The following is an 11,772-nucleotide window of genomic DNA, read 5'->3' on the forward strand; positions in this document are numbered from 1 at the left end:
TACCCGGAGCGAGTGTTTACCCGTGCGAAATCCAGCACCCAGACGAAGACCCCCGGAGCCTGTTTTCCAGGCTCAGGGGGTCTCGTGTCGACTACAGCAGGTAATCGGCCGCCGGGTCGGGACGGCGATCGCCGGCAGTGTGTTCAGCCGGCGATCAGGCCGTCACCGCTGATCAACTCGCGCATCTCTCCCAGCGTGCTGTCGCCCGGCGGCAGGATCGCGTCGGAGTTGTGCAGCTCGTCGTCCGGCAGCTTGTCGCCGGCCCGGACGAACTCCAGCAGCGCGGCGAAGGAAGTCTTGAAGCCCGCCTCGTCACCGGCGGAGACAGCCTTCTCCAGATCGGTGTCGACCGCATTCAGCTGGTCCAGCTTGTCGTCGGCCAGTCGCCACTGACCTTCGCCCATGATGCGAACGATCATCGAACATCACCGTCCTGCGGGCGGGCGGGCTCGGCGGCCGGCTGCTGGGCAGGGGCCTGCGCCTGGGCCGGCCCAGGGGTCTCACCGGACAGCTCCTTGGGTGCACTGCCGCCGGCGAGCTGCGCCTTCATCGCGGCCAGCTCGCTCTCCACGTCGGAGCCGGACGACATCCGCTCCAGCTCCAGCGTGATGTTGTCCTTCGCCGTACCGCTGGCGTCGTCGAGCGCGCCGGAGGCGAGCAGCTCGTCGATCGCGCCGGCCCGGGCCTGCATCTGCTGGGTCTTGTCCTCGGCCCGCTGGACTGCCAGACCGACGTCGCTCATCTCCTCGGAGATGCCCGAGAACGCCTCGTTGATCCGGGTCTGCGCCTCGGCCGCGGTGTAGGTGGCCTTGATGGTCTCCTTGCGGGTCCGGAACGACTCGACCTTGGCCTGCAGCCGCTGGGAGGCGAGCGTCAGCTTCTCCTCCTCACCCTGCAACTGGGCGTGCTGGGTCTGCAGATCGTCGATCTGGCCCTGCAGCCCGGACTTGCGGGTCAGGGCCTCCCGGGCCAGGTCCTCGCGGCCCATCGAGAGCGCCTTCTGCGCCTGGTCCTGGAGCTTGCTGGACTGGGACTGCAGCTGGGAGGCCTGCAGCTCCACCCGCTTGCGGCTGGTGGCCACGTCGGCCACACCTCGCCGCACCTTCTGCAGCAGCTCCAGCTGCCTCTGATACGAGTAGTCAAGGGTTTCGCGAGGATCCTCGGCCTTGTCCAGGGCGGAATTCGCCTTGGCCTTGAAGATCGTCGACATCCGCCTGAAGATGCTCATCGATATCCGTACCCCTTCTGTGCCGGCGTGACGACCCGGCGTGCCTTGTCCACCCTATGTCCCCACGGGTCACCACACCATCAGGACCGGCCCCGATAAAGTGGGTGTCAGGTCCGGGGACCACCCCGAGTCGCGACCTGCCCTGCCGAATGAGGTTCAGACCCCGTGTTCCGTCGTACCAAGTCTGAGACAGATACCACCGTACCCGCCGAGCCCCAGGGCAAGCCGGGCGGGAAGGGACGCCCCACCCCGACCCGCAAGGAGGCGGAGGCGGCCCGCAAGGCCGCGCTGCGCAAGCCGCGCAACCGCAAGGAGGCGTCGGCGTACCGGCGGGAGAAGGTCCGCACCGAGCGGTCCAAGATGCAGGACGCGATGCGTACGGGCGACGACCGGTACCTGCCGGCCGCCGACAAGGGGCCGGTGCGGCGGTTCGCCCGGGATTACGTGGACGCCCGCTACTCGGTGATGGAGTTCGCGCTGCCGGTGCTCCTGGTGGTGTCCCTGGTCGGCGTCGTGTTCTCGGCGCAGTTCCCCTGGCTGGCCGGCATCGTCAACCTGCTCTTCCTGGTGATGATCGTGCTGATCGCGCTGGACTGGTTCCTGCTCTCGGCCGGCCTGCGGAAGGCGGTCACGGCGAAGTTCCCGAAGGAGCCGACCAAGGGCATCGGGTTCTACGCGGTCCGGCGGACCATGCAGATGCGCCGCTGGCGGCTGCCCAAGCCGATGGTGAAGCGCGGCGAGAAGCCGAGCTGATCCGGGCCCAGTAGGGTCGGGGGTATGGACTTCCGCTATCTCGGCAACAGTGGTTTGAAGGTCAGCGAGATCTCGTACGGGAACTGGCTGACGCACGGCTCCCAGGTGGAGAACGAACAGGCCAAGGCGTGTGTGCGGGCGGCCCTGGAGGCCGGCATCACCACGTTCGACACGGCCGACGTGTACGCCAACACCAAGGCCGAGTCGGTTCTCGGCGAGGCGCTGGAGGGTCAGCGGCGCGAGTCGCTGGAGATCTTCACGAAGGTCTACTGGCCGACCGGCCCGGGCGGACCGAACGACACCGGCCTGTCCCGCAAGCACATCCACGAGTCGATCAACGGGTCGCTGAAGCGGCTCAAGACCGACTACGTCGACCTCTACCAGGCGCACCGGTACGACACCGAGACACCGCTGGAGGAGACGATGGAGGCCTTCGCCGACGTCGTCCGCTCCGGCAAGGCGCTCTACATCGGTGTGTCCGAGTGGACCGCCGAGCAGCTGCAGGAGGGCCACCGGCTGGCCCGTGAGCTGCGCATCCCGTTCGTCTCGAACCAGCCGCAGTACAGCATGCTCTGGCGGGTGATCGAGGCCGAGGTGGTGCCGGCTTCGGAGGAGCTGGGCATCGGTCAGGTCGTGTTCTCCCCGATCGCGCAGGGTGTGCTGACCGGCAAGTACCTGCCGGGCCAGCAGCCGCCGGAGGGCTCCCGGGCCACCGACGACAAGGGCGGCGCGAACATGATCCGGCGTTTCCTCAACGACGACGTGCTCACCCGGGTGCAGGAGCTGAAGCCACTCGCCGACGAGGCCGGCCTGTCGCTGTCCCAGCTGGCCGTCGCCTGGGTGCTGCAGAACCCGAACGTCTCGTCGGCCATCGTCGGCGCCTCCCGGCCCGAGCAGGTGGTCGAGAACGTGAAGGCGTCCGGCGTGAAGCTCGAGGACGGCCTGCTCAAGCGCATCGACGAGGTCCTGGGCGGCATCGTCGAGCGCGATCCGGCCAAGACCGTGCAGAACGCGCCGCAGACCCGGCCGGGCTCGTGAGCTGGAGCTGGCGGTTCGAGACCGCGAGCGGCGCCCTGGTCGACCCCGGTGAGGTCGGCGGGGCCGACTTCTCCGCGCAGGGCGACGCGGAGAGCTGGCTGGGTGAGACCTGGCGGGACCTGTCCGAGCGTGGCGTCGGGCAGGTCTACCTGCTGGAGGACGGCCGTGAGGTCTACGGCCCGATGAGTCTCGCCGCGCCAGAGTAGGCTTCGGTCCGAACCAAACGCCTGCGTCACAGGGAAGCCGGTCCGAGTCCGGCGCTGACCCGCAACCGTAGGCCACCTCAGGTGGCGAGCCGGAACACTGTGACGCAGGCAGACAGGCTCAGCTACCCGCCGTGGTCCGCGGGTGGAGCCCCTACCCTGCCTGCGCAGGCGGGACCTCCTCCATCGGGCCGCGGCCTGACCGAGGACAATCAGATGACTGCACAACGGACGCTACGACTGGTCCTCAGCCTGCTGGCGGGTCTCCTGCTCGCGGGGACCGTCGCCACCACAGCACAGGCCGAGGACGGCTACCGCTTCTGGGGCTACTACCAGTGGACCGCGGGCAAGTGGGCCTTCGCCCAGAAGGGCGCGGACGTCGTCGTACCGGCCGATGGCGCCGTGGAGGGCTGGCGGTTCGCCGTCGGCGGCGCGGCGCCCCGGATGCCGCGCGCGGCCGGTGACTTCGAGGCGATCTGCGGCAAGACCCCGGCCGAGACCGGGAAGAAGCGGGTGGCCCTGGTGGTCGACCCGGGTACGCCGGAAGACGCGCTCAGCGGTGAGACGCCGAAGCCGGCCACCGGCACCTGCGTGGTGACGGATCCGAAGTCGACCGGGGCGAAGATCCTGGCCGCGGTCGGCCCGGTCCGGATCGAGAAGGGCCTGACCTGCGGGATCGACGGGTACCCGTCCAAGGGCTGCGGCGACCAGGTGAAGAACATCAAGGTGCCGGCCACGGATACGCCGGTGACGCTGGAGATCGGTGCCGCGGTCGGCTCCACCGCTGCCCCCGCGCCGACGACCTCCGACTCGTCCTCGTCCGACGACGGTGCACCGTGGACCGGCATCATCATCGCCGCGGTGGTCGTCCTCGTACTGGCAGGCGGCGGTCTGGTCCTCAGCCGCCGGCGCTCCTCGAGTCAGTAGTGCGCACTGTCCACCACCTGACGCTCCCCCGGGCCCTGCACCCGGGGGCATGGTGGCTGTGGTCCCTGGGGATGGCCGTGGCCGCCAGCAGGACGCGTAACCCGGTGCTGCTCCTGCTGATCCTCGCAGTGACCGGTTTCGTCGTGGCGGCCCGCCGGAGCGACGCTCCCTGGGCCAACAGCTACGCCGCGTTCCTCAAACTCGGGCTGGTGGTCATCGGTCTCCGAGTGGTCCTGCAAGCGCTGCTGTCCACTCGCTCGCAGGGCAACACAGTGCTGTTCACGCTGCCCCAGATCCCGTTGCCGGACTGGGCCAGCGGGGTCAAGCTCGGCGGCGAGGTCACCGCCGAGGCCTTGATCACCGCTCTGTACGACGGCCTCCAGTTGGCGGTCATGCTCTGCTGCATTGGTGCCGCCAACGCACTGGCCAGTCCGCGGCGACTGCTGAAGTCGTTGCCTGGAGCCCTCTACGAGATGGGCGTGGCCTGTGTGGTGGCGTTGACCTTCGCACCGCAACTGGTGACGGACTCCCGCCGCATCCGCGCCGCCCGCCGCCTGCGTGGCCGCACCCGCGGTTCCTTCCGTACGACGGCCATGCCGGTGCTGGAAGGTGCGTTGGACAGGTCCGTGGAACTCGCGGCCGCGATGGACTCCCGCGGCTACGGCCGTACGGCGCAGGTCCCCAAGCAGCAGCGCCGCCTGACCGGATTGTGCGTGCTGCTGGGTTTGCTGGGCATCCTGCTCGGCGTCTACGCGCTCCTCACCGACTCCATGGCGTTCCCGTTCGCTGCGGCCGCTCTCGGCGTCGGACTGCTGATGGCCGTCGGTGCGATGGCGGTCGGGCGGCAGCGGGTGACACGGACGCGGTACCGGCCGGATCCGTGGGCTCTCCCCGAGTGGCTGGTCGTCGGCTCCGGTGCGATCGCCGCCGCGGCCATGGTGACCGCAGCGTCGCGTGGCGTGGCCGGTCTGGTGTTGCCGGGGCCGATGGTGGTTCCACCTGCTCCGCTGCTGCCGATTCTCGGCATCCTCGTGGGCCTGGCTCCCGCGCTGGCCGCGCCGCCACTGGTGAGGCGGGTGGCCACATGATCGAGTTCGACCGGGTGACGGTCACCTACGACGGCGCGACGGAACCAGCCCTGCGGGACGTGAGTTTCACCGTGCCCGAGGGCGAACTGGCGCTCGTCATCGGCCGGACCGGTTCCGGCAAGTCAACGTTGCTGAGGGCAATCAACGGGCTGGTGCCGCACTTCACCGGTGGGACGCTGTCCGGGCGAGTCCTGATCGCCGGGCGGGACACCCGCGAGTTCCGGCCCCGCGACCTGGCCGATGTCGTCGGTATGGTCGGGCAGGACCCGATGGCCGGGTTCGTCACCGACACAGTGGAGGACGAACTCGCGTACAGCATGGAGTCACTCGGAGTCGCTCCGGACGTCATGCGGCGCCGGGTCGAGGAGACGCTCGACCTGCTGGGACTGGCCGACGTACGCGATCGTGCGCTGACGTCGCTGTCCGGCGGACAGCGACAGCGGACCGCCATCGGCGCGGCCCTCACCTCTCACCCGGCTGTGCTCGTTCTGGACGAGCCGACGTCCGCTCTGGACCCCCAGGCGGCGGAGGAGGTGCTGGCCGCGCTGCAGCGGCTCGTCCACGACCTGAGTGTCACTGTGGTGATGGCCGAACACCGGCTCGAGCGCGTCATCCAGTACGCCGACCGCGTGATCGAAGTACCCGGCGGATCGGCTGCTGTGTCGACAGGGCTGCCTGCGGACCAGATGGTGACCGCACCGGTCGCACCGCCTGTTGTGGAGCTCGGACGACTGGCCGGCTGGTCTCCCCTGCCACTGTCGGTGCGGGACGCCCGGCGGGCTGCTGTCGCGTTGCGCAGCCGGTTGGACTCGGCTGCGCCGGTCAGACCCGACGCGTCACTTGGCTCTGAGCTCGCGCGGTGCACCGACCTAGTGGCCGGCTACGGCACCGTCATGGCGCTGCGTGGAGTGTCCCTGAGCATCAAGGCAGGCGAGGTCGTCGCTCTGATGGGCCGCAACGGCGCCGGTAAGTCGACGCTCCTGAACGCACTGGTCGGCATCGTCCCGGCCCGATCCGGTACGGCGGTCGCCGGCGGCGCGGACCCACGTCGTACCAAGCCTGACAAGCTCGTGAAGGCGGTCGGACTGGTGCCGCAGGAGCCTGCGGACCTGCTGTACGCCGCCACGGTCGCCGACGAGTGCGCCAGTGCCGACTCCGACTTCAGAGTGCCGTCCGGTAGTTGCCGAGCGCTACTGAACCGGCTGGCGCCCGACATCGACGACCGGATGCATCCGCGGGACCTGTCCGAGGGACAGCGGCTCTGTCTGGCGTTGGCCGTCGTACTGTGTGGTGCCCCGCCGCTCCTGTTGCTCGACGAGCCGACGCGTGGGCTGGACTACGGCGCCAAGCGGCGGCTCGTGGAGATCCTGCGTGAGCTCGCAACTGCCGGACATGCGGTGGTGCTGTCGACGCATGACGTGGAGATGGTCGCCGAGGTCGCCACGCGGGTTCTGGTGCTCGCTGAGGGCGAGTTGGTGAGTGACGGCGAGACTGCGGCGGTGATCGCCGGGTCGCCGGCGTTCGCGCCGCAGGTTGCGAAGATCCTTGCTCCGCTGCCGTTCCTGACCGTCGGCGAGGTCGCCACCGCACTGGACCGTGCGTCGTGAACCTCGTCCGGCTGAAGCCTCGCAGTACGGCGGCTCTCATGGTCGCCTCGTTGGCCGGGCTGCTGGCCTTCGGTTGGCCGTTCTTCTTGCACACGGATCAGGCGGGTGCGTCCGCGATCGGCCACACCACCGACGCACCGTGGCTCTTCGTCCTGCTGCTGCCGTTGCTGGTCGCCGTCGTACTCGCGGAGCTGTCCGAGTCGGGGATCGACGCGAAGGTGATCTCACTGCTCGGCATGCTGGCGGCTGTCGGCGCTGCGCTGCGGGCGCTGGGTCCTGGTACGGCGGGGCTGGAGCCGGGATTCTTCCTGCTGGTGCTGGCCGGGCGGGCGTTCGGGGCAGGGTTCGGGTTCGTGCTGGGAGCTGTATCGCTGCTGGGTGGGGCGTTGATCAGTGGCGGGGTCGGGCCGTGGATGCCGTTCCAGATGTTCGCGTGCGCCTGGGTTGGGTGCCTGGCCGGGCTGTTGCCACGGGCGGGTGGACGGCTGGAGTTGTTGCTGCTGGCGGCGTACTCGCTGGTCTCCGGCGTGCTGTACGGCCTGGTGATGAACCTGTGGTTCTGGCCGTACGCGACCTTCGGCAGCGACTTCTCGTTCATCCCGGGCGACGCGCTGGCTGGGAACCTGCATCGCTACCTCCTGTTCGTGGTGGCGACGTCGTTGGGCTGGGACATTCCGCGCGGGATCCTCAGCGCGGTCCTGGTGCTGCTCGTCGGGGGGCCGGTGTTGAAGGCCTTCCGCCGCACGGCGCGGAAGGCGGCCTTCGACGTACCAGTGGTGTTCGATTCCGGGAGGGCGGATGGCTGAGCAGCGCACATTGATCCTCGGCGGGGCGCGATCCGGCAAGTCGGTCGCAGCCGAACGCCGCCTGGCCGCAGAGCCCGAGGTGTTGTACGTCGCTACTGGTGGCGACGACTCCGGTGACGCGGAATGGGCGGAGCGGGTCCTAAAGCATCAGGCCCGGCGCCCAGCGAGTTGGGGTCTGGCGGAGACGATCGATCTGGTCCCGCTGCTCGAGTCGTCCGGGCCGCCGATGTTGATCGACTGCCTGACGCTGTGGCTCTCCCGCACCATGGACTCCCTCGACGTCTGGTCGGATCTGAGTCGCTCGGACCTGGTCGACCAACGCATCGCGGAGCTCGCCGGCGCCTGGTCGGGCACGTCCCGGGTCGTGGTTGCCGTCAGCAACGACGTCGGCTCCGGCGTGGTCCCCGCCGATGCCGGCACCCGTCTCTTCCGCGATCTGATGGGCCGCCTCAACACCACTATCTCCCTGGCCTCCGACCAGGTCCTCTGGACCATCGCCGGCCGAACCCTCCCCCTGACATGACAGAGAACGAGGGCCAATCCGACGACCCGGCCAACCGTTCCAGCGGTGGCTCGGCCGGCCCGGCCGGAGGTGGATGGTTGGACGGGGCCCGGTTGAGTTTGGGCACGTTGTCGGTGCTCCCTGCTCCGATGCCGTCGACGGTGGACCGTCCGGTCGGTGGGCGGGCGATGGTGCTGGCGCCCGCCGTCGGCTTGGTGATCGGCTCGGTCGCTGCCGGCGTGGTGGCGCTGGTCCAACTGGTGCGGCCGAATGCGGATCTGCTTACCGCCGTGCTTGCCGTGCTTGTGGTGGCGGGCCTGTCCGGCGCACTGCACCTGGACGGCTTGGCGGATTTCGCGGATGCGCTCGGCAGCCGCCGCGACCGCGAGACCATGCTCCGGATCATGAAGCAGAGCGACATCGGGCCATTCGGTGTCGTCAGCATCATCGGCGTACTACTGGTCGACGTCGCGGCCCTCACCACCTGCATCCAGGCCGGCTTCGGCTGGCAAGCAGCCCTGATCGCCACCACAGCCAGTCGCCTGACTCTCCCGTGGTCCTGCCGCACCACAACTCCCGCAGCCCGCCCGGACGGCCTCGGCGCAGTCGTCGCCGCCACCGTCCGCCCTCTGACAGCAGCCGCGGCCACAGTCGTCGTACTGGCCGCTGCCCTGGTCCTCACCTGGCTGACCACCGCGCCCGACTTCCTCCGACTCGCAGGCACCGCAGCCGCAGTCCTGCTGGCCGTAGCCACCGCGTTCGCCACCACCCGCCGCGCCCACACCGCCCTCGGCGGCACCACCGGCGACGTACTCGGCGCCACTGTCGAACTGGCGCTCCCGGTCGCTCTGCTGACCCTCGCCCTGACCACCTAGTGCCCGCAGGGCACTAGCGCATGACGTACCGAGTGTGTCTTCTGTAGGCGGCGGGCAGGCGTGCATTAATGTCGCCGGTGGACGGCGAACGTGGGGTAGTGACGGCGAGGACAGATGTGATGTTGGCGGTTTACGGCCGGTACAGGGCCGGGTACACCTCGCGATCCGTTATGTTTATGTAATGAACGCAACCCGCCCCGCACCTGGCTCGCAGGCTTCGCTGCGCGAAGCCAACCGCGAACGCGTTCTGGGAGTCGTCCGGCAACACGGCCCCCTGACCCAGGTCGAGATCGCCACCGCCTCCGGGCTGTCGGCCGCCACCGTGTCGAACATGGTCCGCGAACTGGACCAGTCCGGCATGGTCGGCCTGTCCCGCAGCATCCGCAACGGCCGCCGCGCGGTCCTGGTCTCGCTCGCGTCGGGCGGCGGTCTCCTCGCGGGGGTCGCCTTCGGCGAGCGTGACGTCCGGGTCGCGATCGCGAACGAGTCCCGTGAGGTCCTCGCCCAGCAGTTGATGCCGCTGCAGGCCGACCACGTCGCCGACGACGGGATGGAGCGCGCCGCCCGGCTGCTCGCCGACCTGGCCGAGACGGTCAGCTCCGGCGTCGAGGACATCAGCGCGATCGGCTTCGGCCTGCCCGCGCCGGTCGACTCGGTCAGCGGCGAGGCGGGGTCCGACGCGGTCCTGCCCGGCTGGCGCGGCGTGAACGTCGCCGAGGCGATGGCCGGCCACCTGCGAGCGCCGGTCGCGCTCGACAACACCGCCAACCTGGCCGCCCTCGGCGAGCTGCGCAACGGCGCGCTTCGCGGCGTCCGGCACGGCTGCTACCTCAAGTTTTCCTACGGTGTCGGCGCCGGCATCGTGCTGGGCGGCGAGGTGTTCCGCGGCGCAGCCGGTACTGCGGGCGAGATCGGTCACGTCACCATCGACGAGAACGGCCCGATCTGCCGCTGCGGCAATCGGGGCTGCCTGGACACGTTCGTCGGATCCCGCGCCCTGATCAGCAGCCTTGCCGCGTCGCACGGCCCGCTCCGGCTGAAGGACATCATCAGCCGGGCCCTGCAGGACGACCTCGGCTGCCGACGGGTGATCGAGGATGCCGGCCGCCGGGTCGGTGTCGCGGTGGCCGGACTGGTGAACCTGTTCAACCCCGAGGTGATCGTCGTCGGCGGCCTGATGGCGGAGGCCGGCGACCTGATCCTGCACCCGCTCCGCGAAGCTCTCGACCGCTGCGCGATCCCCAGCGCCGCCGCGACCGTGGATCTGCGACGCGCCGAACTCGGCGACGAGGCCGACATCATCGGCGCCATCCACCTGGCCTCCGTGCTCAGCCACGCTCACGCCACCAAGTCGCTCAGCATCTCCTGACATCACCTCCCCACTCGGACTACGACGGGGGCTTCCGCCTGCCTTGCGACGGTCGCGTTGCAGGAATATGTCTATTTCTTGAATTCAAGTCTTGACGTCAAGGCTATCGGGAGCTTGACTTCCGTCAGGCCTACCCGGGCCTTCACGTCAAGGAGCCGCCATATGTCCGTGTCAGCATCCCGTCTCGTCGGCCTCGGCCTCGCCGTCTCGGCCCTCGCCGTCTCCCTCGTCGCCTGTGGCTCCGACGACGGTGACTCCGGTTCGGGCGGCGCCAAGAAGATCGCGCTGCTGCTGCCGGAGTCGAAGACGACCCGCTACGAGGCGCTCGACCGGCCGCTGTTCACCGAGGCACTGAAGGCCGCCTGCGCCGACTGCGAACTGATCTACAGCAACGCCGACCAGGACGCGGCCAAGCAGCAACAGCAGGCCGAGGCGGCGCTGACCCAGGGCGCGAACGTGCTCGTGCTCGACCCGGTCGACGGCAAGGCCGCCGCCGCGGTCGTCGCCTCCGCGAAGAGCCAGAGCGTCCCCGTGGTTGCGTACGACCGGTTCATCGAGAACGCCGACTACTACGTGTCGTTCGAGAACGAGGCGGTCGGGAAGCTGCAGGCCCAGACCCTGGTCGACACCCTCAAGGCGGCCGGCAAGACCTCCGGCAACCTGGCCATGATCAACGGCGCGCCGACGGACCCGAACGCGGCCGACTTCAAGAAGGGCGCGCACAGCGTGCTGGACGGCAGCGGCTTCAAGGTCGCCGCCGAGTTCGACACCCCGGACTGGAGCCCGGACAAGGCGCAGGCCTGGATGGAAGGCCAGTTGAGCGCGATCAAGAACGGCCTGGTCGGTGTGTACGCCGCCAACGACGGTACAGCGGGCGGCGCGATCGCAGCGCTGAAGGGTGGCGGCGTCACCCCGCTGCCGCCGGTCACCGGGCAGGACTCCGAACTGGCCGCGATCCAGCGGATCGTCGCCGGGGACCAGGCGATGACGATCTACAAGGCGGTCAAGCCGCAGGCCGAGGCCGCCGCGAAGGGCGCGCTGGCGCTGGCGAACGGCAGCAAGCCCGAGTCGACCACCGAGAAGAGCGGCATCCCGTCGACGATCCTCGACCCGGTCGCGGTGACCAAGGCCAACATCAAGGACACCGTGGTCAAGGACAACATCTACAAGGTGAGCGACATCTGCACCGCGTCGTTCGCCGCCGCCTGCACAGCGGCCGGCCTGACCAGCAACTGACCCGCCCCTTCGGCGTTGGGCCCCCCGGGGGGGGGGGGGGCCCCCCGGGGGGTAGCCGCCGGCGGGGAGCCGCCCGCGAGGGCGGGAAGAAAAACCCACGAGGGGGTGGGGGTGGAAGGGGACCCCCCCCCAGAAACCCA

Annotated in this window: 13 protein-coding genes and 1 riboswitch; of the genes, 11 read left to right on the forward strand and 2 right to left on the reverse strand. The window is 69.6% G+C overall.

Going from position 1 to position 11,772, the window contains the following annotated elements:
- Nucleotides 1-143: 143 nt before the first annotated feature.
- Nucleotides 144-419: a hypothetical protein gene (locus tag AB0I34_RS39330; RefSeq protein ID WP_360456084.1), complete on the reverse strand. Its 276-nt coding sequence runs from the start codon at nucleotides 417-419 to the stop codon at nucleotides 144-146.
- The gene (locus AB0I34_RS39335; protein WP_360456087.1) at nucleotides 416-1,228 is read right to left on the reverse strand and encodes a PspA/IM30 family protein; all 813 of its coding nucleotides are present in this window, start codon (nucleotides 1,226-1,228) and stop codon (nucleotides 416-418) included. Before AB0I34_RS39335 ends, AB0I34_RS39330 begins: the two co-directional genes overlap by 4 nt.
- Before the next feature lie 165 nt (nucleotides 1,229-1,393).
- Between AB0I34_RS39335 and AB0I34_RS39340 the strand changes: the two genes are divergently transcribed.
- The 11 genes from AB0I34_RS39340 (at nucleotide 1,394) to AB0I34_RS39390 (ending at nucleotide 11,632) form a co-directional block, all read left to right on the forward strand.
- Nucleotides 1,394-1,981 carry a DUF3043 domain-containing protein gene (locus AB0I34_RS39340; protein WP_360456089.1) on the forward strand — a complete coding sequence of 196 codons (588 nt, stop codon included), beginning with the start codon at nucleotides 1,394-1,396 and terminating at the stop codon, nucleotides 1,979-1,981.
- Between the two features lie 24 nt (nucleotides 1,982-2,005).
- Nucleotides 2,006-3,019, forward strand: a complete 1,014-nt coding sequence (locus AB0I34_RS39345; protein ID WP_360456092.1) for an aldo/keto reductase family protein — start codon at nucleotides 2,006-2,008, stop codon at nucleotides 3,017-3,019.
- On the forward strand, nucleotides 3,016-3,225 hold the full coding sequence (locus tag AB0I34_RS39350) for a hypothetical protein (RefSeq protein WP_360456095.1): 210 nt from the start codon (nucleotides 3,016-3,018) through the stop codon (nucleotides 3,223-3,225). Before AB0I34_RS39345 ends, AB0I34_RS39350 begins: the two co-directional genes overlap by 4 nt.
- A 32-nt stretch (nucleotides 3,226-3,257) precedes the next feature.
- A riboswitch (cobalamin riboswitch) is annotated at nucleotides 3,258-3,323 on the forward strand.
- A 115-nt stretch (nucleotides 3,324-3,438) separates the two neighbouring features.
- Nucleotides 3,439-4,149: an SCO2322 family protein gene (locus AB0I34_RS39355; protein ID WP_360456098.1), complete on the forward strand. Its 711-nt coding sequence runs from the start codon at nucleotides 3,439-3,441 to the stop codon at nucleotides 4,147-4,149.
- The gene (locus tag AB0I34_RS39360; protein WP_360456101.1) at nucleotides 4,149-5,237 is read left to right on the forward strand and encodes an energy-coupling factor transporter transmembrane component T; all 1,089 of its coding nucleotides are present in this window, start codon (nucleotides 4,149-4,151) and stop codon (nucleotides 5,235-5,237) included. Before AB0I34_RS39355 ends, AB0I34_RS39360 begins: the two co-directional genes overlap by 1 nt.
- Nucleotides 5,234-6,844 carry an ATP-binding cassette domain-containing protein gene (locus AB0I34_RS39365; protein ID WP_360456104.1) on the forward strand — a complete coding sequence of 537 codons (1,611 nt, stop codon included), beginning with the start codon at nucleotides 5,234-5,236 and terminating at the stop codon, nucleotides 6,842-6,844. The genes AB0I34_RS39360 and AB0I34_RS39365 overlap by 4 nt, the downstream gene beginning before the upstream one ends.
- Nucleotides 6,841-7,650 carry an ECF transporter S component gene (locus AB0I34_RS39370; protein WP_360456107.1) on the forward strand — a complete coding sequence of 270 codons (810 nt, stop codon included), beginning with the start codon at nucleotides 6,841-6,843 and terminating at the stop codon, nucleotides 7,648-7,650. Before AB0I34_RS39365 ends, AB0I34_RS39370 begins: the two co-directional genes overlap by 4 nt.
- The gene (locus AB0I34_RS39375; RefSeq protein ID WP_360456110.1) at nucleotides 7,643-8,173 is read left to right on the forward strand and encodes a bifunctional adenosylcobinamide kinase/adenosylcobinamide-phosphate guanylyltransferase; all 531 of its coding nucleotides are present in this window, start codon (nucleotides 7,643-7,645) and stop codon (nucleotides 8,171-8,173) included. The genes AB0I34_RS39370 and AB0I34_RS39375 overlap by 8 nt, the downstream gene beginning before the upstream one ends.
- Nucleotides 8,174-8,280: 107 nt before the next feature.
- Nucleotides 8,281-9,027, forward strand: a complete 747-nt coding sequence (cobS, locus tag AB0I34_RS39380; protein WP_360456119.1) for an adenosylcobinamide-GDP ribazoletransferase — start codon at nucleotides 8,281-8,283, stop codon at nucleotides 9,025-9,027.
- A gap of 181 nt (nucleotides 9,028-9,208) precedes the next feature.
- A complete protein-coding gene (locus AB0I34_RS39385) occupies nucleotides 9,209-10,396 on the forward strand; it encodes an ROK family transcriptional regulator (protein ID WP_360456113.1) in 1,188 nt (395 codons plus the stop codon).
- A gap of 162 nt (nucleotides 10,397-10,558) precedes the next feature.
- Complete coding sequence (locus AB0I34_RS39390) at nucleotides 10,559-11,632, forward strand: substrate-binding domain-containing protein (protein WP_360456116.1); 1,074 nt, start codon at nucleotides 10,559-10,561, stop codon at nucleotides 11,630-11,632.
- The last annotated feature ends 140 nt before the right edge of the window (nucleotides 11,633-11,772 follow it).

The organism is Kribbella sp. NPDC050281 (assembly GCF_040655855.1).
Taxonomy (GTDB): domain Bacteria; phylum Actinomycetota; class Actinomycetes; order Propionibacteriales; family Kribbellaceae; genus Kribbella.

What these genes read in the sequence shown, in the direction of transcription:
- AB0I34_RS39330 (WP_360456084.1), bottom strand. Translation starts at nt 419, where the DNA reads ATGATCGTTCGCATCATGGGCGAAGGTCAGTGGCGACTGGCCGACGAC.
- AB0I34_RS39335 (WP_360456087.1), bottom strand. Translation starts at nt 1,228, where the DNA reads ATGAGCATCTTCAGGCGGATGTCGACGATCTTCAAGGCCAAGGCGAAT.
- AB0I34_RS39345 (WP_360456092.1), top strand. Translation starts at nt 2,006, where the DNA reads ATGGACTTCCGCTATCTCGGCAACAGTGGTTTGAAGGTCAGCGAGATC.
- AB0I34_RS39355 (WP_360456098.1), top strand. Translation starts at nt 3,439, where the DNA reads ATGACTGCACAACGGACGCTACGACTGGTCCTCAGCCTGCTGGCGGGT.
- AB0I34_RS39365 (WP_360456104.1), top strand. Translation starts at nt 5,234, where the DNA reads ATGATCGAGTTCGACCGGGTGACGGTCACCTACGACGGCGCGACGGAA.
- AB0I34_RS39375 (WP_360456110.1), top strand. Translation starts at nt 7,643, where the DNA reads ATGGCTGAGCAGCGCACATTGATCCTCGGCGGGGCGCGATCCGGCAAG.
- AB0I34_RS39385 (WP_360456113.1), top strand. Translation starts at nt 9,209, where the DNA reads ATGAACGCAACCCGCCCCGCACCTGGCTCGCAGGCTTCGCTGCGCGAA.
- AB0I34_RS39390 (WP_360456116.1), top strand. Translation starts at nt 10,559, where the DNA reads ATGTCCGTGTCAGCATCCCGTCTCGTCGGCCTCGGCCTCGCCGTCTCG.